General features: G+C 35.4%; 18 protein-coding genes and 1 riboswitch. Of the genes, 17 read left to right on the forward strand and 1 reads right to left on the reverse strand.

What is annotated here, in order from left to right; all coding sequences use genetic code 11:
- The first annotated feature begins 30 nt into the window (after positions 1-30).
- The 5 genes from AC1VAQ_RS06285 (at position 31) to AC1VAQ_RS06305 (ending at position 4759) form a co-directional block, all read left to right on the forward strand.
- The gene (locus tag AC1VAQ_RS06285) at positions 31-819 is read left to right on the forward strand and encodes an FAD binding domain-containing protein (protein ID WP_302597490.1); all 789 of its coding nucleotides are present in this window, start codon (positions 31-33) and stop codon (positions 817-819) included.
- Between the two features lie 63 nt (positions 820-882).
- Entirely contained in the window at positions 883-1335 is a 453-nt protein-coding gene (locus tag AC1VAQ_RS06290) for a (2Fe-2S)-binding protein (RefSeq protein WP_302597489.1), read from the forward strand.
- Positions 1336-1350: 15 nt separating this feature from the next.
- Positions 1351-3630 (forward strand): xanthine dehydrogenase family protein molybdopterin-binding subunit, encoded by a 2280-nt coding sequence (locus tag AC1VAQ_RS06295; protein ID WP_303243811.1) that lies wholly within the window; start codon positions 1351-1353, stop codon positions 3628-3630.
- Complete coding sequence (locus AC1VAQ_RS06300) at positions 3627-4250, forward strand: nucleotidyltransferase family protein (RefSeq protein WP_302596598.1); 624 nt, start codon at positions 3627-3629, stop codon at positions 4248-4250. The genes AC1VAQ_RS06295 and AC1VAQ_RS06300 overlap by 4 nt, the downstream gene beginning before the upstream one ends.
- A 182-nt stretch (positions 4251-4432) precedes the next feature.
- A complete protein-coding gene (locus AC1VAQ_RS06305; RefSeq protein ID WP_302596597.1) occupies positions 4433-4759 on the forward strand; it encodes a NifB/NifX family molybdenum-iron cluster-binding protein in 327 nt (108 codons plus the stop codon).
- A gap of 202 nt (positions 4760-4961) precedes the next feature.
- Here the strand turns inward: AC1VAQ_RS06305 and AC1VAQ_RS06310 are convergent, their stop codons facing one another.
- Positions 4962-5132 carry a hypothetical protein gene (locus tag AC1VAQ_RS06310; protein WP_479903650.1) on the reverse strand — a complete coding sequence of 57 codons (171 nt, stop codon included), beginning with the start codon at positions 5130-5132 and terminating at the stop codon, positions 4962-4964.
- A 282-nt stretch (positions 5133-5414) separates the two neighbouring features.
- Between AC1VAQ_RS06310 and hypB the strand changes: the two genes are divergently transcribed.
- From hypB to AC1VAQ_RS06370, 12 genes are all read left to right on the forward strand, one after another.
- Entirely contained in the window at positions 5415-6083 is a 669-nt protein-coding gene (gene hypB, locus AC1VAQ_RS06315; protein ID WP_302596595.1) for a hydrogenase nickel incorporation protein HypB, read from the forward strand.
- 31 nt (positions 6084-6114) lie between these two features.
- Positions 6115-8799, forward strand: coding sequence for an FAD-dependent oxidoreductase (locus tag AC1VAQ_RS06320; protein WP_479903651.1), 2685 nt, complete (start codon positions 6115-6117; stop codon positions 8797-8799).
- A 19-nt stretch (positions 8800-8818) separates the two neighbouring features.
- Positions 8819-9160, forward strand: a complete 342-nt coding sequence (locus AC1VAQ_RS06325; RefSeq protein WP_302596593.1) for a hydrogenase maturation nickel metallochaperone HypA/HybF — start codon at positions 8819-8821, stop codon at positions 9158-9160.
- A gap of 559 nt (positions 9161-9719) precedes the next feature.
- A complete protein-coding gene (locus AC1VAQ_RS06330; RefSeq protein WP_479903652.1) occupies positions 9720-10337 on the forward strand; it encodes a PilZ domain-containing protein in 618 nt (205 codons plus the stop codon).
- A 90-nt stretch (positions 10338-10427) separates the two neighbouring features.
- Positions 10428-10604, forward strand: a riboswitch (Lysine riboswitch).
- Positions 10605-10730: 126 nt separating this feature from the next.
- Positions 10731-12281, forward strand: coding sequence for a Na+/H+ antiporter NhaC family protein (locus tag AC1VAQ_RS06335; RefSeq protein ID WP_302596590.1), 1551 nt, complete (start codon positions 10731-10733; stop codon positions 12279-12281).
- 192 nt (positions 12282-12473) lie between these two features.
- On the forward strand, positions 12474-13820 hold the full coding sequence (locus tag AC1VAQ_RS06340; protein WP_302596589.1) for an amino acid permease: 1347 nt from the start codon (positions 12474-12476) through the stop codon (positions 13818-13820).
- A gap of 110 nt (positions 13821-13930) precedes the next feature.
- Positions 13931-15229, forward strand: coding sequence for an NCS2 family permease (locus AC1VAQ_RS06345; RefSeq protein ID WP_330697499.1), 1299 nt, complete (start codon positions 13931-13933; stop codon positions 15227-15229).
- 594 nt (positions 15230-15823) lie between these two features.
- Complete coding sequence (locus tag AC1VAQ_RS06350) at positions 15824-16924, forward strand: DUF3109 family protein (protein WP_302596588.1); 1101 nt, start codon at positions 15824-15826, stop codon at positions 16922-16924.
- 467 nt (positions 16925-17391) lie between these two features.
- Positions 17392-19392 (forward strand): ABC transporter substrate-binding protein, encoded by a 2001-nt coding sequence (locus AC1VAQ_RS06355; RefSeq protein WP_479903653.1) that lies wholly within the window; start codon positions 17392-17394, stop codon positions 19390-19392.
- 106 nt (positions 19393-19498) lie between these two features.
- On the forward strand, positions 19499-20467 hold the full coding sequence (locus tag AC1VAQ_RS06360; protein ID WP_302596586.1) for an ABC transporter permease: 969 nt from the start codon (positions 19499-19501) through the stop codon (positions 20465-20467).
- 13 nt (positions 20468-20480) lie between these two features.
- Positions 20481-21488, forward strand: a complete 1008-nt coding sequence (locus tag AC1VAQ_RS06365; protein WP_302596585.1) for an ABC transporter permease — start codon at positions 20481-20483, stop codon at positions 21486-21488.
- A gap of 9 nt (positions 21489-21497) precedes the next feature.
- Positions 21498-22631 carry an ABC transporter ATP-binding protein gene (locus AC1VAQ_RS06370; protein ID WP_302596584.1) on the forward strand — a complete coding sequence of 378 codons (1134 nt, stop codon included), beginning with the start codon at positions 21498-21500 and terminating at the stop codon, positions 22629-22631.
- Positions 22632-22633 lie beyond the last annotated feature (2 nt).

Genomic DNA, 22633 nt, shown 5'->3' on the forward strand with positions numbered 1-22633 from the left:
TTTTAGGGTAGAATTAGAGGAGAGGTATATATGATTACAATTAAGGAATACTTTGTAGCAGCTAGCTTAGAAGAAGCATATAACAAGCTGACAAGTGGTAAGAAAAATATTATATTAGGTGGTATGATGTGGCTTAAGATGCAAAGCAAAATGGTGCCTGTTGCTATTGATTTATCACAACTTGGTTTAGATAAAATCGAAGAAAAAGACGATGTGATAGAAATAGGGGCCATGACAAGCTTAAGACAACTCGAGAAAAGTGATATTTTAAGACAATACTTTGGTGATGTATTTAAAAACGCGTTATCGCATATTGTAGGGACACAATTTAGAAATACAGCAACTATAGGTGGAAGTGTTTTTTCACGCTTTGGATTTTCTGATCCTTTAACCGTATTGTTAGCACTAGATACACAGGTAGAGCTTTATGGGGCAGGTAGGATGTCCCTTGAAGAGTTTATGTTAGCGAAACCTCAAAAAGACCTTTTAGTCAAACTGATTATAAAGAAAGAACAAACAAAGGTGATTTATAAATGTCAACGTCAAACAGCCACAGATTTTCCGAATCTTACAGTTTGTGTAAGTGAAAGGGAAGAAAAATACAAAATTGTAGTAGGTGCAAGGCCACAAAAAGCAAAACTTGCTTATGAAGGTATGAAACTTCTAAATGAGGGACAGGCCCCTGTAAAAGTGGCAGAAGTGGTAGCAGAAGAACTTAATTTTGGAGACAATATGCGTGCAAGTGGGGCTTATCGTAAACATCTTGCCAAGGTGCTTGTGCGAAGAAGTTTAGAAGAACTTATGACAGAAGGTAAATAACAAATAGGAGTTTGAATTGTAATTAAAAGAACAAATACTAGATATAGTTAAGGATGAGGCACAATGAAGATAAAGGTATGGATTAATAATAAACTTTATGAAGATGAAGTGGCAGCAGATTTAATGCTTATAGATTATGTACGCTCAAAAGGTTATTACAGTGTCAAAAGAGGCTGTGAAACGACTAACTGCGGTTTATGTACAGTTTGGCTAGAAGGGACACCTGTTTTATCATGTAGTGTACTGGCTATGCGTGCAAATGGCAAGAAAGTAACGACTCTAGAAGGGTTAGAAGAGGAAGCACGAGAATTTGGTGAGTTTTTAGCAGGTGAGGGGGCAGAACAATGTGGTTTTTGCAGTCCTGGTTTTATTATGAATGTGTTAGCCATGAAGCGTGAACTTATAAAGCCTACAGAAGAGGAAATTAAAGAATATCTAGCAGGTAACTTATGTCGTTGTACAGGATATATGGGGCAACTTCGTGCCATTCAAGCTTATTTAGAGGAGAGAGTATAAAAGATGAAAGAGACAATGAAGTATGTAAGCAGCAGCATCAAAAAAATAGATGCTGAGGCACTTGTTACTGGAAAACCAGTTTATACAGAAGATATGATGCCAAAAGAATGCTTAGTGGTTAAAGTGTTACGAAGCCCTCATGCTTATGCAAGAATTAAGAATATCAATAAGAATATTGCTTTAAAAGTACCTGGCATAGAAGCTATCTATACTTATGAAGATGTACCACGTATTCGCTTTACAACAGCAGGCCAATCTTATCCAGAACCAAGTCCATATGATCGTTACATATTAGAGGAGTATGTCCGTTATGTAGGTGATGTTGTAGCGATTGTAGCAGGAGAAAATGATGCGGCTGTTGATAAGGCGCTTAAACTGATAAAAGTAGAATATGAGGTTTTAGAACCTGTGCTTGACTTTACAAAGGCGCTAGATCATCCAGTAGTTATTCACCCTGAAGAAGATTATTTTAATAATTTCCCTATAGGTGGGGATCGCAAGCGTAATTTATGCGCTTCAGAAAAGCTTACACAGGGTGACTTAGAAGGCGCTTTTGCTGAAAGTGATGTAATTCTAGAACGTACATATCATACAAAGGCAAATGCTCAGGCTATGATGGAGACATTTAGAAGCTATACATATTTAGACCATAATGGAAGATTAACCGTTGTTTCAAGCACACAAGTACCTTTTCATATTAGAAGACATATTGCTAGAGCCTTAGATATTCCAAAGACAAAAGTGCGCATTATTAAGCCACGTATTGGTGGTGGATTTGGGGCAAAACAAAACATGGTTTCTGATATTTATCCTGCTTTTGTAACACACATGACAGGAAAGCCAGCTGCAATGATTTTCACACGTGAAGAAACATTTAAGGCTTCTACAAGTCGCCATGAAATGCAGATTCGTGTTAAAGTAGGTAGCGATAAAGCAGGAAATATTAAGGCTATTGATTTATATACTTTATCAAATACAGGAGCCTATGGTGAACACGCTTCCACGGTAGTTGGTCTTTCAGGACACAAGACAATTCCACTTTATAATAAAGCAAAAGCTTTTAGATTTGACTATGATGTTGTTTATACGAATACGATGTCGGCAGGGGCCTTCAGAGGATATGGTGCAACACAAGGTTTATTTGCCTTAGAGAGCATTATGAATGAGCTTGCCAGTGAGCTTGGCATAGACCCAGTTGCGCTTCGTTTGAAAAACATTGGTGAAGAAGGCGAAATCATGCCTGCTTACTATGATAACAGGTTGGAAAGTACAGCACTTAAACAATGTTTATTAAAAGGTAAAGAAATGATTGGATGGGATGAAAAATATCCATTTAGACAAGTTGGTAGAAATAAAGTACGTTCGGTGGGAATGGCAATGACAATGCAGGGTTCTGCAATTGCCAACATTGACGTTGCGACAGTTGAAATTAGGCTTGGTGATGATGGCTTCTACACATTAATGATAGGGGCAACAGATATGGGAACAGGTTGTGATACAATCCTTGCACAAATTGCAGCAGAGTGTTTAGAGTGTGAAATGGATAAAATTATTGTAACTGGTGTAGATACAGACACATCACCATATGACACAGGTTCATACGCTTCAAGTACAACTTACTTAACAGGGCAAGCAGTCGTTAAAACATGTGAAGAATTACGTGAAAAGATGATAAAAGCTGCAGCTAAGGTATTAGAAGTTTCAGAGGAGCAAATCATTTTTACGGGCAATCAGTTTGAAACAGCAGATGGCAATCAAGTATTAAGTCTTAGGGATTTAGCGGTAGGCCAAGCATCAGGTAGCGTTGCGGGATACTTCTCGGCTACTAAATCGCATACAAGTCCAACGTCACCACCACCATTTATGACAGGCTTCGTAGAGCTTGAAATTGACACAGAAACGGGTGAAATGGAAATAATTGATTATGTAGGGGTTGTAGATTGTGGGACAGTCATCAATACATCTCTTGCTAGAATTCAAGCTGAAGGTGGCCTTGTACAAGGAATCGGCATGGCGCTGTATGAGGATATTCAGTACAATGCCCAAGGAAAGATGATGAATAATTCTTTCATGCAGTATAAAATTCCATCACGTTTAGATGTTGGAAAGGTACGTGTAGCCTTTGAAAGTAGCTATGAACCAACAGGGCCTTTTGGGGCAAAATCTATAGGAGAAGTCGTAATTAATACACCATCACCAGCTTTAGCACATGCAGTATATAATGGGACAGGTGTTGCGATAAGAGAGCTGCCAATTACACCGGAAAAAATTGTAGCTGGATTAATCAAAGCGTGAGAATAACAGCAATTATTTTGGCTTCTGGTTTTGGAAAGCGCTTTGAAGGCAATAAGTTACTAGCAATTTATAAAGAAAAACCATTGATTATGCATATTGTCGAGAAGGTCATAAGGCAAGAATTTCATGAGGTGATTATTGTTTCCCAGTATGATGAAATTCTTGATTTAGTAAACGCTTCAAAGCATGCCAAATCGAACATTAAGGTGATAAAAAATAATGCACCCCATAAAGGAATAAGTGAATCGATTAAATTGGGGATACAAGAAGGTGATTGCTGTGAAGCCTACATGTTCTTCGTAGGTGATATGCCGCTTATCAAAGCAGAAACAATAGAGAAAATGCTAGTGGCATTTAAAGCGTTTTACCTTAATGAAAAGTCCATACTTTGTTCGAGTTACAAGGGGCAAAGAGGAAATCCGGTCATTTTTTCGGCAGCATACAAGCAGGAACTTTTAAGTCTTGAAGGTGATGTAGGTGGCAGACAGGTGATTAAGAAGCATTTATCTCAGGTAGCTACTTATGAAGTACAGTGTGAAGAAGAATTATTTGATATTGATACACAGTCAGCTTATAACAAATTATTGCAAGGTCAATTTTCTTTCAAAAAATGTGAATAAAATTGGATTAGATGTATATAATGTAATTGATAAAAAGTAGCGCCTTAAAAAAGCATACTTTTTATCAATAAGCAAAGGAACCAGATAAGAAACTCCGTCCAGAATCATCTCGAACAAAGTTCCTTAATAGTCCCTTAAAATAATTAGTTCATTTTGAACTGAAAATTTAGGAGGAGTCTATTATGAAAAGAATAGCAGTAGCATGTAATGAGAAAAAATCAGTAGAGGCGTTCAAAGATTGTAAGGAATTTGAAATTTATGAAACAGAAGATGGACAGGTTGAAAAAGAATGGACAATTAGTAATACTGGCCATAATCCTGACTATCCATCCCTCTATTTGAGTGACATTGGTGTAAAAGCTGTTATTGCTGGTGATATGGATAATAACAGCCTGAACATCTTCAATAAAAAAGGCGTAGAAGCCATTGTAGGCGTTCATGGCGATATTGAAGATAATGTAGAAGCTTTTTTAGATGGTAAGCTTAAAGCAACTCATCAGGCATGTTAAATCAAAAAAATCCTGCGCTAAATAAAAAATCCCTTTCTTGGAAAAAAGATTTAAGTATCTTATCCAAGAAGGGGATTTTTTATTTAGAGATAATGCGCTAATTGTTCACGGAGACGTTCCACAGCTTTCACGGCTTCTTTGATTAATTTTTTGACATCCTTTTCAATATCTTTGTAATGATTAAGATAGGTGTAGATTTCTTTTACAGCAGTGTTACAATCATCAAAATAACTTTTGAAACAGCTTGACTCACCTTGTTTTCATCTTTTTCATTGCCTTCTAGAGTAGATAGTTTTGTTTTGAGTTGTTCTTCGTAGTGTTTGAGGGCATCCGTACTCTTGATAACCATTAGTTTAAAGTCTGGATCTTTCATAGGATCGAGCAGATTTTTAATCGATGAAATACTTTTTTTAACTTCATCCTCACACTTTTTAAAAGTGCTATATTTTCGGTATTAGTCATAGTTTTTTCCTTTCCTTGTATACTATAAAATCCTTCAATGTTTATTATGACAAAGAAAAATTGATTTCATACATGCACCATATTGAAGAATATATTGTTATGTAGACATTTTTCACATATTGTATATTGAATATACATTAATTAGAAAATAGAATATAATATGAAAGTATAAAAGCAAAAAAGGAGAACAACAATGGAAACATTTAAAGTGATGGAAATTAAACAAAGTATTTTTGAAGATAATGATAGACAGGCTCATTTACTAAGAGAAGAATTAAAGGTCAATAAAACATTCTTACTTAACTTAATGTCATCACCTGGTTCAGGAAAGACAACAACTGTATTAAGAACAATAGAAGCGCTAAAAGATAAAATGCGCATCGGTGTCTTAGAAGCAGATATTGATTCAGATGTAGATGCAAGAACTGTATCTGAAGCTGGTGCCAAAGCAATTCAGCTTCATACAGGTGGCATGTGTCATTTAGATGCAGATATGACGAAACAAGGATTATATGGATTAGGCATGGAGGATGTGGATTTTGTAATCCTTGAAAATGTAGGCAATCTAGTTTGTCCAGCAGAGTTTGACACAGGGGCATCTAAAAATGCAATGATTTTAAGTGTGCCAGAGGGAGACGATAAACCTTTGAAGTATCCACTTATGTTTTCCATAGTGGATGTTGTACTGATTAATAAAATAGATGCCAAAGATTATTTTGATTTTGATATAGAAGCTGTAAAGGAACGTATAAGAAGGTTAAATCCTAATGCAAAGGTGATACCAATTTCAGCCAAGACAGGTGAAGGTATTGATGAATGGGCAAGATGGCTTAGTCAAGAAGTTGAAAATTGGAATGAATAATCATCATATAAGTTAAAGTGGAGGGTGCGTAATGGTTAAGAAAAAGGTACTTGAATTAGCAAATAAGATTGGAGCAGGAATTACAGGTGGATTAATTAGAGTAAAGCCAGAAGATCCAGAGTATAGAATTTTAGAACCTGTCGTAACAGATGAAATGGCAGAGATTGCATTATGTCTTGAGGTGCGTAAACCTAAGACAGTAAAAGAAGTGGCAGCGCTATGTAAAAAGCCAGTAAAAGAAGTGGAGAAAATATTATTTCAATTAGCTGTCGATGGTGTTATTAAGGTTGAAAAAGAACACGGGATTGACAAGTATTTCTTAGAGTTATTTGTACCAGGTGTCATGGAGTATATGGTGGCAAATAAAGAAAATGTAAAAAAATATCCTGTTATAGGAGAATGCTTTGAAGAGTACACAAGAAAGCTAGGCCCTGTACTTGCAGGAAACTTACCAATAGGTATGGGCGTTATGCGTGTTATTCCTATTGAAGAAGCTATTGAAGGAGATACAAGAAAAGCATCTTATGAAGAAATTACATATCTTTTAAATAAACATGACATGTTTTCGGTAGCAGATTGTGCCTGTCGTACGTCTATGCGTCTAAAGGGAGAAGGCTGTGGTCATACAGTTGAAGAAATGTGTATTCAGCTAGGGCCAGCAGCAGACTTTTATATTCGCACAGGTAGAGGAAGACAAATTACAAGAGAAGAAGCCATTGCAATCTGTAAAAAAGCTGAAAAAGAAGGATTAGTGCATCAGATTCCTAATTTATCAGGACCAGGAGAAGCGTTAGCGATTTGCAACTGCTGTGGCTGTTCTTGCTTTGGTCTACGTAATACAACCATGTATAAAAATCCAGATTTCTCTAGATCAAATTATGTTGCACAAGTTGATCCTAGCAAATGTGTTGCTTGCGGTGCGTGTGTAGAAAATTGTCAAGCTAATGCAGCTAAATTAGGTCAGAGTTTATGTACCAAGGTGCCACTTCCAGAAAAAGAAGAAAGAGAAACACCTTATGATACGCCTTGGGGTAAAGAAAAGTGGAATCTTAACTATCGTCATCGTCAAATCGTAGAAGAAACGGGTACAAGTCCATGTAAGACAAATTGTCCAGCACATATTGCGGTACAAGGTTATATTAAAATGGCATCTCAAGGTAGGTACAAAGAGGCATTAGCACTTATTAAAAAAGAAAATCCACTGCCTGCAATTTGTGGACGCATTTGTCCAAGAAAATGTGAATCAGCTTGTACAAGAGGAGATATAGATGAGCCACTTGCAGTAGATGAAATTAAGAAATTTATTGCCGAACAAGACTTGAATGAAGTACATCGATTTATACCAGAAAAATTAGAAGCCAAAAATCAAAAGGTTGCAGTAGTTGGGGCAGGTCCAGCAGGACTTTCTTGTGCATACTTCTTAGCTATTTGGGGCTATGAGGTGACAGTATTTGAAAAAGAAAAGCGACTTGGTGGGATGTTAACTTTAGGCATTCCAGCTTTTAGACTTGAGAAAGAAGTGGTAGATGCAGAGATTGATATTTTAAAACAACTTGGTATTACTTTTAAAGAAGGTATTGAGGTAGGTAAAGATGTCACACTTGCAAATCTTAGAGAAGAGGGATATCAAGCATTTTATCTTGCAATTGGTGCAAATAGTGGCAGAAAGCTAGGGCTTGAAGGAGAAAAGGCAGAAGGCGTAATGACAGGTGTGGATTTCCTAAGACAAATCAACTTAGGTGAAGCAGTAGATATGACAGGGCAAGTCGTTGTCATCGGTGGTGGTAATGTCGCTATTGACGTGGCACGTACAGCTACAAGAGTAGGTGCTAAGAAGGTTGAAATGTATTGCTTAGAAAAAAGACAAGAGATGCCTGCCCTTGAGGAGGAAATAGAAGAGGCATTAACTGAAGACATTATGATTCAAAATGCGTGGGGACCAAAGCGCATAGTAGAAGAAAATGGACGCGTTATAGGGGTTGAATTTAAAAAATGTCAAAGCGTATTTGACCATAAAGGGAAGTTTAATCCTCAGTTTGATGAAAATGAAACGAAATTTGTAAACGCTGATTATGTGATTGTTTCAGTGGGTCAAAGTATGAATTGGGGAGGACTGCTTGAACAATCTCAAATGACATTAAATCCAAATCAAACGTTGAAAGCAGACCCATTAACATTCCAAACAGGTGAACAAGATGTATTTGCAGGTGGAGATGCTGTTACAGGTCCTAAGTTTGCAATTGATGCAATTGCTTTAGGTAAACAAGGCGCCATTTCAATTCGCCGTTATCTTCAAGGTGATAATATTGCCATAGGGCGTGAAATCGATTATGAAATGTTTGATAAAGACAATTTAGATTTAAGTAGCTATGACCGTATGCCTAGACAAAAAGTACATCATACAAAAGAAACGCAAAAGAGCTTTAAAGACTTACGCCTTACCTTTACAGAAGAACAGGTGAAAGAAGAAACAAAACGTTGTCTTGGATGTGGTGTAGCGGTGGTTGATGATTATCAATGTGTTGGCTGTGGTGTTTGTACAACAAAATGTCAATTTGAGGCCATTTCACTTGTTCGCAAATATGATAGTGCAGGGATGGAAATTAATGCAATGAAGCCAGTGGTTGTTAAATATGCAGCAAAACGTCAAGCAAGAATTATAGCGAAGAAAATGAAGAAGAGTGTGAAATCAGTATTTAAAAAGAAACATAAGTAGTTTATAAGAGGTGAAGTCGTTGCATGAATTAAGTGTTGTGATAGAAATTATAAAGACCGTTGAGAAGTTTGCTAGAAGTAATAATCTTACAAAAGTTGATACATTAGTATTACAAATTGGTGAATTATCTTCAATGATTCCCCAATATATTGAAGCATGTTATCCGGCAGCCGTAGAGGGGACATTGCTTCAAAATACTAAGCTTAAAATAGAGGTTTTGCCTGGTAATGGTATTTGTTTAGCGTGTCAGAAGGTGTTTAATGTTTTAGCAAGTAAAGGGAAATGTCCAAAGTGTCAGAGTGAAAACTGGGAGCTTTTAGGTGGAAAGGAATTTATGATAAAAGAAATCATTGCTTGTTAGATATTAGAAAAATGTTAAAGTTGTACTAAAAGGGTGTTAGCATTTTTATGGAATGAGACAATCTGTGACATGCATACTTTATACAAAAGATATGAAGTGCAGGTGGTACCATGGCAATCAGATGGTTAGAGCCCAGTAATTATGAAGTAGTACGGGATGAGGGCAGGATTAGTATTTTAATTAATAATGTGCCCAGTATCCACGATGTGACGTTGTACAAAAGAAAAGATCAAAGTATGTTTTTCTTATTTAAGCATGTTAAAGGAATCACATTAATGAATTACTCGTCTAAGGACTATTGTGCATTAGAAGAACGGCTGAATTTAAAGGGCAGAGATATTTTTCAAGAAATTGATGAAAATATAGTACCTGTCACACAGATGTATAGAGATTAAAACTGGTATACATTCTCCTTAATCTGCCACAAGATTAATTTGTGGCAGATTTTTCTTGTAATGAGATGTAAAATAATTGAAAAATAGGCTAAATTAACATATAATAAAAATGTTAAACTATTGTTTAAAAAGGAAATATAAGATAAAAAAATAGGGAGAACAACGTGTCAAAACATACTTTATTACTTAAAACATTAAAAGTCGCACAAAGAGTTGAACTGATAGGAAATAATATGAATGTCCATGAGGTAGAGTACTATAGACCTCATGGGGCAGAAGGTCTATATGTACAAATTAATGATAGCACTTTTACCGCAGAGAAATATTCAAAGGTTGTGTTATCTATTTGTGCCAATACAGGACGCTTTGAAAGCCAGGTCAAAGTTTTTAATGTACCGGGGGTTATTTGCGTTTTATACTTAAAAGATATTCAACTGGAGAAAAAAGAACTTCGTGAAATTAAACGTGTAGAATACGTCAATGAAGTAATGATTACTGCCAATAATAAAGAGCAGGAAGTGATTTTGAAGAATATTTCACTAGGCGGTATCTGTTTTCAAACGGATACACCTCTTGTGACTAAGAATGGGTTTATTCATTTAATAACCTTAAAAAATGAAAAATTAGACTTAGAATTTGAAGTTGTTAGGGAACGTTATAGTCAAGAACGTATTACATTTACCTATCATTGTCAATTTAAGCCATATGCAAGAAGTAGTGAAATGATATTGGAGAGAGAAATTGTGGGCTTGCAGTTACAGCAAATTAGATGCAATAAATAAAGTGAAACTTTAGAAAATATAAACTTTAGTATAAAGCTTTACTTTTTATACTATATAGTATATAGTTTTACTCAGCTAACAATTAAATAAAGAGTAGATAGAGGTTGCGATTTCTAAGAGTATATTTACAGAGGTAAGCACGTTGAAGTAAATAAAAAGGAGAATTCGCCGAAACCTATAGTTTATGCTTTAAGACTATAGCGTTGGGGTTATATAGAATATATATAACACTGTCACAAACTTGGTTTGTGGAGAGCTATCACGAGAGAACGGATAATAAGGTAAGATGAAAATAGTTTTAAGACTATGTTCATATGCTTTTTAGAAAGAAGTCTTGAGTGGTATGCTCAGGACTTTTTTTGTTAGACTAAATGGCAGAATGGAGACATACATATGGACGCAATTAATGTAGGATTTTTATCAATTATTCCACCAGTTATCGCGATTGTACTTGCGCTTGTAACAAAAGAAGTTATTTCAGCGCTAATCGTAGGGATTTTCTCTGGAACACTTATTTATGCTTTTAGCACAGGTGGTGGCATTGTAAAGGCTGTTGATGTAACCTTTGGTTTAATGGCAGAGAAACTTGGTGATAATGCATCGATTATTTTATTTTTAGGATTTTTAGGGGCACTTGTAGCTGTTATTACAATGGCAGGTGGCTCAAGAGCTTATGGTGAATGGGCTGGTAATAAAATTAAATCTAAAAAAGGTGCACAGCTTGGGACGTCTGTTTTAGGGGCACTGATTTTTATAGATGATTATTTTAACTGTTTAACAATTGGGACTGTTATGAGACCAGTAGCAGATAAATACAAAGTATCACGTGCAAAACTAGCATATATTATTGATGCTACTGCAGCACCTATTTGTATTATCGCACCAATCTCATCATGGGCAGCTTCAGTTATTTCTCAAATGGGTGGGTTAGATGTAAATGGGACACCGCTTAATGGAATGGAAACATTCATGGCAACAATTCCATTTAACCTTTATGCGATTTTAACATTGATTATGGTGATTGTACTTTGTGTGACAGATATTGAATTTGGACCAATGGCTAAGTTTGAAGAAGAAGCTAGAAGTAGCAAAGGTTCTTTAAGTATGGGAATGGACCAAGAAGGCGGCGATGAGCTTGCAAATATGAAAGTTTCATCTAAAGGATGTGTATTTGACTTACTAATTCCAATTATTACATTAATCATTTTAGCGATTTTATCAATGCTTTATGTAGGTGGATACTTTGAAGGTGGTATGACGCTTGCGCAAGGATTTGGAAATACTGATGCAGGTCCAGCACTTGCGATGGCAGGCTTTGGGGCGTTACTTGTAGCTTTCGTACTCTTCGTACCACGTAAAGTACTTTCTTTCAAGGATTTCATGGAAGGTATTAGTGTGGGTGTGAAATCAATGGTAGGTGCATTCATTATTTTAACACTTGCTTGGACAATTAGTGGGGTATGCCGTGATCTTTTAAATACAGGCGAATATGTAGGTGGTCTTGTAGCGGCTTCTCATATGCCACCACAACTTATTCCAGCTGGTATTTTCCTAATAGCTGGTGGACTTGCTTTTGCTATGGGAACTTCATGGGGAACATTTGGAATCCTTATTCCTATTGTCACAATGATTTGTAGTGCTGTGGCACCACAACTTGTAACAGTTTCTCTTGCAGCAACACTTGCTGGTGCTGTATTTGGTGATCACTGCTCACCAATTTCAGATACAACAATTCTTTCTTCAACAGGAGCAGGATGCAAACATATTGATCACGTTTCATCTCAAATTCCATATACTTTAGTTGTAGCAGCGTGTTGTGTTGTAGGTTATATTGTTGCAGGCTTTACAGCAAACGTATGGCTTACATTAGGCAGTTCAGTGCTTTTACTTGGAATTATTTTATTTGTACTTTATAGAAGAAGTAAAAAAGCAGTACAGCATTAATAGTTAAGTAAGACTAATTAAAAATGAATAATTAAGGATGAATGATTAAAGAGATGTTTGAGCACGCCAAGAAGGGTGTTCAAGCATCTTTTTTTTAGGAAGAGAAAAAGAGAATAAGGCATAAATAATAGAGGGAAATGACAAAATAAGCATAATTGACAGAGAAAAATTGAAATAAAGGATGACAAAGTTATGGAAAAAAAAGAAAAGATACCCTCTCAAACATTAAAACGTGAACTTGGGCTAGGGGCTGCAACAGCTATTGTTGTGGGAAATATGATGGGCTCGGGGATTTTTACCTCACCTCAGACATTAGCTCAGGTTGCAAATCCGTATACCAATATGTGGGCTTGGGTGATTACAGGTACTGGTTCTGTGATGTTAGCCCTTTCTTTTGCAAATTTAGGAACGCTTTATCCAGAGACAGGCGGTCCTATTGTGTATGTAGACAAGGCTTATGGAAAATTTATGGCTTTTCTCGTTGCATGGACATTTTGGATTGGTTCGTGGATTGGTAATGCAGCAATTATTACAGCAATTATTCGCTATGTGACAGTATTCTTTCCTGGGATTGCAACAAATAATTTAGTTTCATTTTTAATTTCGTCTGGTATTTTATGGCTTTTTACTTTTATTAACTGCTTAGGTGTGAAGCAGGCTGGTTATATAGGCATTATAAGTACTATATTGAAGCTAGCTGTAATTGTTGTATTTGTGATAGTGGCAATTATAGGTTTTGAGCCTACTTATTTAAAGACGTATTCATCGGAATCCGTTAGAGGTCTTAGTAGTTTGCCGGCAGCCATAGCGGTCACATTATGGTCCTTCATAGGACTTGAAAGTGCTTCTATTTCTGGGGGCGAAATTAAAAATCCAGAGGTGAATATTAAAAAGAGTACTTTTTTAGGGACGGCATTTGTAGCAGTAATTTATTTAGTTATTTCAATACTTGCAATGGGGAGTTTACCACAAGGGGAACTTGCAGCTTCTAGTGCACCACTTGCGACAATTATTAATCAAATTACAGGTGCTACATGGGGCGGGGGTTTTATTGCACTAGGTATTATTATTTCTGCCACAGGTGCACTTTCAGGTTGGGTTTTAACAACAGCAAGACTTTCCTTTGCAGCTGGTGAAGATGGCATATTTCCAAACTTCTTTGCAAAGGTACATCCGCGTTATCAAACGCCTTATACGTCGCTTATCATCACGGGAATTTGTACGAATTTGATTTTAATTTTAAACTATGTATCCACTTTGACAGCAGCTTTTGACTTTATGGTGAATCTGGCAACGCTTTCATTTATTCCTGCTTATGCTTTAACGACTGGTGCTGAAATCATACTGACTTTAAAACATAAGCCGGCACATATCGGTGGGTTTATTTGGAAGAATATACGACAGCTTTTAGCTTTTGCATATACTATTTATATTATTTATGGTTCAGGTGCTGAATCGGCCATGTGGGTATTTATTTTAATGTTTGTGGGTATTCCGTTCTATATTTATCAACAGGTATCTACTGAGCATATGGCATAAAACCGAATGATGATATAAAAAACATAAGAAAGGTTCGAAAAAATGGTTGCCATGTCAAAAAATGTATGCTATTATTTTACGTGCTGAAAACAACTAGAAAGAGTGAAAAAATGATTGAAAGATATTTCAAATTAAAAGAAAATAATACAACTATCAAAACAGAGATTGTAGCTGGTCTTACAACTTTTATGACAATGGCATACATTCTTATTGTAAATCCATCTATTTTATCTGCAGCAGGGATGGATCAAGGTGCTGTATTTACTGCGACAGCATTATCAGCTGTAGTAGCAACGTTGTTAATGGGGCTTTATGCTAAATTACCATTTGCACAGGCACCAGGAATGGGACTTAATGCCTATTTTGCTTTTACAGTAGTTTTAGGAATGGGATATACTTTTGAATTTGCATTAACAGCTGTTTTATTAGAAGGTTTAATTTTTATTTTATTAACAGTTTTTAATGTAAGAGAAGCAATAGTGGATGCAATTCCTACAAGTATTAAACAAGCAATTGCTGTAGGGATTGGACTCTTTATTGCACTTATTGGTTTAGAAGGTGCGGGCGTTGTAGTTCATCCAGCAGATGGCGGGACAATTTTAGCCTTAGGGAATATTACATCAGGCCCAGGACTTTTAGCAATTATCGGGATTGTTATTACAGGTATTTTACTTGTTAGAAATGTTAAAGGGGCATTATTTATTGGAATGCTTATTACAGCGGTAATTGGTATTCCTATGGGTGTTGTAGACTTACCAACCAGTATTGTAAGTATGCCACCTTCACTTGCGCCAACTTTATTTAAATTTGAATGGCATAATATATTTACAGTAGATATGGTCATTGTATTATGTACATTACTATTTATGGATATGTTTGATACAATTGGTACTTTAGTAGGTGTTGCAACAAAGGCTAAAATGTTAGATGCAGAAGGAAAAGTACCAAATGTTAAAAAAGCATTATTTGCAGATGCTATTGGTACAACAGTAGGGGCTTGTCTTGGAACAAGTACTGTAAGTACATTCGTAGAAAGTGCTTCGGGTGTCGCAGAAGGAGGAAGAACAGGACTTACAGCAGTAACAACAGCGGTTATGTTCCTTATTTCATTATTCTTTGCGCCAATATTTGGTGTCATTACATCAGCTGTCACAGCGTCAGCTTTAGTATTAGTAGGGCTCTTTATGATTGAACCTATTAAGTCGATAGATCTTGAAGATTTTACAGAAGCTATTCCAGCATTCTTAACATTAATTATGATGCCATTAGCTTATTCAATCTCAGATGGGATTGTATTTGGTGTGATTTCATATATTATCTTAAAGCTTGTAACAGGCAGATATAAAGAAATTAGCATTGCAACATATGTGGTAGGCTTTATCTTTATATTAAAGTTTTTAGTAGTATAATAGGTTCCACATTTATAAAATTTAGTTATCCATAGTTTTTAGTAATGTGAAATCATTGGGAGAAACCAATTTACCTAGATGTATATTTCAGGTTTTTAGTTGGTTTCTCTATATAAGGGGCTTAATTAAATAGTATATAGAAATAAAATAGCCCAATTTAGAAAAGATAAAAGGAGTATTGCGGATTTATATAATGCGTGATACTCCTTTTAAACATAAAAAATGTTAGATTAAGGTTATGCATAGAATAGATTGATTGTGGTTAATACTAAGGTTAAGGTATACCAAAGGAGACTAAGATGAAAAAAAGCAAAGCAAAGAGCTATTTAGATGTTTTAAATGCACGTTTTGTACGTGTATTAGAACAGTTAAAGCATGAAAAAGAACACCACTAAAAGATAAAAAGAACAGTATTTCAGTGATTAGGTGAAATGCTGTTCTTTTATAATGCATAAGGCGCATTGGTGAGGTTTGCATGTGAAATAAAATGATAGCATGAAATGATACAATAATTTCATGTTATAATAGATTGTATGAAAATAAATAAGACTTGTTCTAGAGATACATAAGTATAAGGTAATAAGAGGATTAATGATGAAAAAGAAACGATATGAAGTGACTTGGTATAAGCCAGAAGAGGCTGTTTTGAATGAAGAAATAAAAGATAAGCTTGTAAGCGCTATGGTAGAGGAGGCAAAAGCATTAGCTGTGCGCTTAACATGTAAGAGAATAAACGAAGTAGAAATGGTGTGTGAGTTAGAAGCAGGGGCGTGTCTTAATCTAAACAAAGTGCTTCGTAGTTTGCAGAAAAAGGTTTCTAAAAAGATAGGTTATCCATTAGAAAAAGTATTTGATATGCAAAAAGGCGTGCGCATTATTACATTTCCAAATCATTTGGCTAAAGAGGATGGACGCCTTAATAGATTGATAAAGGATATTGTAGATGTAGGTTATTATGATCTTCATGAATTCTTTGGTGGTGATCTCATGGCATTTAAGTTGTGTTTAGCTGAAAGAAGATTAGGGATAATAGACTTAGGTGAACGAATTTTTTTAGTGGACCAAGAGCTTTTGAAGCATAAAATTAATTTAAATTGCTTTGCTTGCACAAAGAAACATCAATATGGCTGTTGTTGTGGCAGTCCATGCAATATGAGTAGTCGTAATAAAGAGCGCTTTGACAAATATGAAGCAGAAATTGCAGAAGAAGTTAAGACATTAGATCCTGAAGGGTATAAAAAAATTAAGCAAACAGGTGGTTTTGTATTTTTAGATGGGAGCATTAATGCGTGCGAAGGACATTGTGCCTTACTCGTAGCCCATGAAGGCAGTTACAAGTGTATGGCACACAAATATGCATTAGAACATGATATGTCAATTTATGAAATTTGTCCATTATCATGTCTGATGTATCCGTTAGAGATTATGACTTTATTTACGAGTAAACAAAAGCGCATTACATTTTTAACCAGTGTGGTAGAAGAAACATTTGCCACAACATATGGCAGATGGGGAAGTTATGCTTCTTTGGATGTGGAACTTAGATGTATCAATGAAAAGGCCCATGATGAAGTTTTTGTATTAGAAGATTATAAACCTGTTTATGAAGTGAATCAAGGTTTATTAACATATGCATTTGGTAAAGCGGTATATGAAGGTATTGTCTATTTATGTAATGAAAATGCAGGTGAATAAAATTTGTCTTGTAAAGACATATTATCTAAAAAATTAGATTATATGTCTTCCTTGTGAAGGATAAGTTTTATGTTTGCAACTACTTTCATAAAGTTTTATAATAGGATAAAAAATTTGACTTATAAGATAACATAAAAAGGTATGTATGCAATTTGAAATGAATTGTATACATGCCTTTTTGTCATTTGCCTTATTTTTTTTAGAAGCTTATAAAAAACGATTAAATCCAATGATTTAATAAGAAATAAAAAAAATAAATTAAGGAAATTATTGTATTATCAAGTATTTTAAAGGGTAAGAAAGTAGAAAATAACATAAAAAAGTTGAATATAGAATTATTTTATGTTAATATCTATTTAATTAAAAAATGACTTTTTGATTGATTTTACATTCAAAATATAAACTTGAAAGTAATATCTTATGATTATTAATAGTCATGATTAAAAAAATAATAGGAGGAAACTAAAATGAAAAAATTAGTTAAAAAATTAATTGTTGCATTAGCTGTAGCTGGCATCGCAGTAGGTAGTTTAGCTGGTTGTGGCGCAGGAAACGATGCAGCAGTAAGTGGCGCATTAATCTTAGGTGTACAACAATTCAATGAAGTATTTAGTCCATTCTACTATACTTCATCTTATGATAAGGATGTTTGGGAACAAGTGCATGCAAACTTAATTGAATCTGATCGTGAAGGGAGCCCAGTAGGTGCCCTTGCAGATTATGAAATTGAAGAAATCAAAAATGATGCAGGTGAAGTTGTTAACACAGTTTATAGATTCACCTTAAAAGAAGGTGTGAAATTCAGTGATGGATCACCAATTACTGCAGATGATATTATCTTTAATATTAAAGTATATTGTGATCCAACTTATACAGGGATGGCAACACTTTACACAACACCTATTGTAGGTATTAATGAATATCGCTATGATGATCCAAATTATTCAGCTAAAATTGAAGAAATTAAAGTAGCTTCTCAAACTGTTACAGATGATGAAATCAAAGCTTATATTCAAAAATGTGCTGAAAATGATTATGCAGAATATGGTAGTGAAACTGTTAATGAATATACAGGATTTACTAATCCAGATGGTTTAACAGGTGATGCTTTAAAACAAGCAGAAATTAAAGCTTATGCTGACTTTGAAATCGCCAATGTTTTTGAAGACTACCGTCAAGGGGCAATTGATGATAAATACAAAACATTAGAACAAGAATACATACAAGGTAACCTTGCTGAGGGTACAATCCATGTCCCAGATATTGAAGGGGTTAAAAAAATAGATGATCGTACAGTAGAAGTAACAATTGAAGGGATTGATCCAAAGGCAATTTGGAACTTCAGTTTCCCTGTAGCACCACAAAGTTATTACGGTGTAGGGAATGATGGTACAGAGTTTACAAAAGGTAACCTTTCAATGGTAGAAGAGAAAAATGCTGTGCCAGTAGGCGCAGGTCCTTATACATTTGAAAAATATGAGAATAACGTGGCAACACTTCGTGCAAATCCAAACTTCTATTTAGGTGAACCAAAAATTCCAACACTTAAAATTCAAGTAACATCAGAAGCTAATAAAATTGATAGTGTTGTAAGTGGGGCAATGGATATTTCTGACCCAAGTGCTTCTTTAGAGGCTGTAGCAGAAGTAGAAAAAGCAGGTCTTCACTATGAATTGATTGAGAACCTTGGTTATGGTTACATTGGTATTAACGCTGAACGTGTATCAGATATTAATGTACGTAAAGGCTTAATGCACCTTATGAATAGAGAGCCAGCTATTGAAACATATTATGGTGAACTGGCATCAGTTATTGAAAGACCAATGTCAATGGTATCTTGGGCTTATCCAGAAGATGCAGAGCCAGTTTATCCATTTAGTCCAGAGAAAGCACTTGAATACTTCAAAGCTGCTGGTTATGAACAAGTAAATGGTCAACTTGTAAAAGATGGTAAACAACTTAAAATTGAAGTTGGTATCGGCGGTGACGGAACAATGAACCATCCATCAGCACCAATCTTAACTCAAATGAAAGCTGAAATGGAAAAATTAGGAGCAGTTCTTGAAATTAATGACTGTGATACAAATATTCTCTTTGACCGTATGAATTCTGGTAGCTGGGATATGTGGGTAGCTGCTTGGGGAGCAGACATTGATCCAGATATGTACCAAGTATACTCAAGTAATGGCCCAAGTAACCACTATCACATTAAAAATGCAGAACTTGACAAACTTATCATGGATGCACGTTCAACAACAGATATTGAGGAACGTAAAGAATACTATGCAAAAGCACTTGATATTGTTATGGATGAAGCTGTAGAAATGCCAGTTTACCAAAGAAAGAATATGTATATTTATAACCCAGCAGTTGTAAATATCGATACACTTCCAAAAGATATGACACCATACTATGGTTTCCCATGTGAAAAAACAGTTGATGTTGTAAATGTTGAGCTTGTTAAATAATAAGTGACTTAGAAGAAATCCAACCGTTACGGCGGTTGGTATTTCTTTCACTTTTTATAAATATTATGTAAAGTGTATAAAAATTCAAAATAATCAGGAGGCAGCAATGAAAGATTATATTATTAGACGTCTTTTAACTTGTATTGTGGTACTCTTTGGTGTATCCATTATTTTATATGGTGTGATTCGCTTAATGCCAGGAGATTACATAGATAACACAATGGCAAATATGCCAAATGCAACACAAGAAATGAAAGATAATTTAAAAGCTTTATATGGCCTTGATAAAGGTGTAGTAGAAGGGTATTTCGCATGGGCAGGAGATGCTATTAAAGGCGACCTTGGAACTTCTTTTGTATATAAAAAACCAGTAGCAGAAGTAATTGGTTCTAAAATGTGGACTTCATTCTTCTTAGCACTGCCAGCTTTTATTTTACAGCTTTTAATAGGGATTCCTTTAGGGATTATTTCTGCAACGAAGCAATATACAAAGACAGACTACTTTGTAACAGCATTAGCACTCTTAGGTATTTCTCTTCCAAGTTTCTTCTTTGCAGCAATCTTACAACGTGTGTTCTCAGTAGGCCTTGGATGGTTACCACTTCAAGGGATGATCACAGCACGTGCAGATTATACAGGTTTTGCCCTTGTTATGGATAAGGCAGTTCACTTTATTTTACCAATTGTGGTACTTACATTTACAAGTATGGGTGCACTTATGCGTTATTCAAGAACAAATATGCTTGAAGAAATTAATTCAGATTATGTACGTACAGCGCGTGCAAAAGGTTTAAGTGAACATAAAGTTATTTATAAACATGCTTTTAGAAACACACTTATCCCAATTGTAACTTTAGTAGGTGGGATGCTCCCATCACTTTTTGCAGGTGCCATTATTACAGAAGGTATTTTTGCTATTGATGGGATCGGTTATACAGCCCTTCAAGCTTTAAAAGCAGGAGATATTCCATTTATTATGGGCTTCAATATGTTCCTTGCAGTCCTTACACTTGCAGGTACATTACTTTCTGATATTTTATATGCTGTGGTAGACCCACGTGTAAGACTTAGATAAAGGAGGAGAAGAGATGGCAAATTTAGAAATGGCAGAAGATCGCATGCAAGATGTATCTGGTCAAGAAAAAGAAACAATTCAAGTTGAAAAAGTAATCACACCAGGTCAAATGGTTATGAAACGCTTTTTACGTAATAAATTAGCAATCGTAGGGATTGTACTTATTGCGGCAATGCTTATTTTCTCCTTTATTGGACCACTTTTCAGTTCATATGGAGAGTATGATATCTTCTTTACAAAAGATGGGGTAGAGCTTGCGGCTAATAGTGAAGATACACTTCAAGAAGGTACAAAAATTTTAACAAAAGCCCCTATTTCAAGTACACACCTTTTAGGAACAGACCGTGATGGGCGTGATGTTTTAACAAGACTTATGTATGGTGGACGTATCTCGTTAATGGTAGGAATTGTTGTTATTGCTATTGAAGTACTTATAGGAATTGTATTAGGTGGGATTGCAGGATACTATGGTGGCTGGATTGATAATATTATCATGCGTATCGTAGATGTATTTAACTGTATTCCAACACTACCTATTATGCTTATTTTAAGTTCTGCAATGTTAGCACTTGGTGTACCACAACAGTCTAAAATTTATGTTTTAATGCTAGCACTTGGTTTACTTGGGTGGGCAAGTGTTGCAAGACTTGTACGTGGTCAGATTTTAAGCCTTCGTGACCAAGAGTATATGGTAGCGACAGAAGCAATAGGACTTCGACCAGCACAGAAGATTTTTAAACATCTTATACCAAATGTTATGCCACAGCTTATTGTATTTGTAACACTTGGTATTGGTAATGTTATTTTAATGGAATCTTCATTAAGTTATTTAGGAATTGGGGTACCATTCCCATATGCTTCATGGGGGAACATGGTAAATGCCGTAACAGACCCTATTATTATGAAAGGTTTCTTAAATATCTGGGCACCACCAGGACTTTGCATCTTAATAACTGTATTAGGTTTCAACTTTATTGGCGATGGGCTTCGTGATGCCTTTGACCCTAAAATGAAAAGGTAGGTGATTGATATGGCAGATGCAGTAAGTAAAAAAGAAGTTAGAAAACATCTTAAGGCGATTGCAAAAGAAAATGCAAAGATTATTAAAGCTTATGAAAAAGAGAAAAAAAGAAAAAATGTCCCACCTAGTGAATATCAAACACAGATGAGAGACCCTAATAATATTATTGAAATCGATAATTTACAAACACATTTCTTTACAGATATGGGGGTTGTAAAATCAGTAAATGGTGTCACAATTGATATTCCAGCTGGTAAAACCGTCGCACTTGTAGGAGAGTCTGGATGCGGAAAATCTGTAACAAGTCTTTCGCTTATGAAGCTTGTTCAAGGCCCAACTGGCCAAATTGTAGGTGGACAAATTCGTTACAATCGCTCAAGTGGTCCAATTGATATTGTGAAAACACCAATTAGTGAGATGCAACATATTCGTGGGAATGAAATCAGTATGATTTTCCAAGAACCAATGACAAGCTTAAATCCAATCTTCAAGATTGGAATGCAATTAGATGAGACAATTGCTTTACATAATCCACAAATGAGTAAAGAAGAAGTTAAGGCAAGAAGTATTGAGATGCTTAAACTTGTAGGAATTGCGAGAGCAGAGGGAATTTATAATTGTTATCCACATGAACTTTCAGGTGGGATGAGACAACGTGTTGTGATTGCTATGTCACTTTCATGTAATCCTAAGATGATTATTGCTGATGAGCCAACAACAGCCCTTGACGTAACTATTCAGGCACAGGTTCTTGACTTACTTCGTGATTTGAAAGATAAGATTGATGCAAGTATTTTATTAATTACGCATGACCTAGGTGTTGTAGCAGAAATGGCAGATTATGTTGTTGTTATGTATGCAGGACGTGTTGTCGAACAAGGTAATGTACATGAAGTATTCTTAAATCCAAGTCATCCATATACAAAAGGGTTATTAAAAAGTAAGCCAGTTGTTAATAAGAAGGTTGATAAACTTTATTCGATTCCAGGTCAAGTACCAAATCCTATTAATATGCCAAGTCACTGTGCATTTAAAGATCGTTGTGAAGAATGCATTGCAGCATGTAGTGGCGATGTACCAAGTCTTACAGCGCTTACACCAACTCATGGTGTAGCATGCTGGTGTTATAAGGAGGGAAGATAACA

Source organism: Cellulosilyticum sp., from assembly GCF_982396655.1.

Bases quoted from the DNA above. Each gene is read 5' to 3' on its own strand.
- AC1VAQ_RS06320 (WP_479903651.1), top strand. From the start codon at position 6,115: ATGGTTAAGAAAAAGGTACTTGAATTAGCAAATAAGATTGGAGCAGGA.
- AC1VAQ_RS06285 (WP_302597490.1), top strand. From the start codon at position 31: ATGATTACAATTAAGGAATACTTTGTAGCAGCTAGCTTAGAAGAAGCA.
- AC1VAQ_RS06340 (WP_302596589.1), top strand. From the start codon at position 12,474: ATGGAAAAAAAAGAAAAGATACCCTCTCAAACATTAAAACGTGAACTT.
- AC1VAQ_RS06345 (WP_330697499.1), top strand. From the start codon at position 13,931: ATGATTGAAAGATATTTCAAATTAAAAGAAAATAATACAACTATCAAA.
- AC1VAQ_RS06335 (WP_302596590.1), top strand. From the start codon at position 10,731: ATGGACGCAATTAATGTAGGATTTTTATCAATTATTCCACCAGTTATC.
- AC1VAQ_RS06295 (WP_303243811.1), top strand. From the start codon at position 1,351: ATGAAGTATGTAAGCAGCAGCATCAAAAAAATAGATGCTGAGGCACTT.
- AC1VAQ_RS06360 (WP_302596586.1), top strand. From the start codon at position 19,499: ATGAAAGATTATATTATTAGACGTCTTTTAACTTGTATTGTGGTACTC.
- AC1VAQ_RS06350 (WP_302596588.1), top strand. From the start codon at position 15,824: ATGAAAAAGAAACGATATGAAGTGACTTGGTATAAGCCAGAAGAGGCT.
- AC1VAQ_RS06290 (WP_302597489.1), top strand. From the start codon at position 883: ATGAAGATAAAGGTATGGATTAATAATAAACTTTATGAAGATGAAGTG.
- AC1VAQ_RS06355 (WP_479903653.1), top strand. From the start codon at position 17,392: ATGAAAAAATTAGTTAAAAAATTAATTGTTGCATTAGCTGTAGCTGGC.
- AC1VAQ_RS06310 (WP_479903650.1), bottom strand. From the start codon at position 5,132: ATGAAAGATCCAGACTTTAAACTAATGGTTATCAAGAGTACGGATGCC.
- AC1VAQ_RS06370 (WP_302596584.1), top strand. From the start codon at position 21,498: ATGGCAGATGCAGTAAGTAAAAAAGAAGTTAGAAAACATCTTAAGGCG.
- AC1VAQ_RS06365 (WP_302596585.1), top strand. From the start codon at position 20,481: ATGGCAAATTTAGAAATGGCAGAAGATCGCATGCAAGATGTATCTGGT.
- hypB (WP_302596595.1), top strand. From the start codon at position 5,415: ATGGAAACATTTAAAGTGATGGAAATTAAACAAAGTATTTTTGAAGAT.
- AC1VAQ_RS06305 (WP_302596597.1), top strand. From the start codon at position 4,433: ATGAAAAGAATAGCAGTAGCATGTAATGAGAAAAAATCAGTAGAGGCG.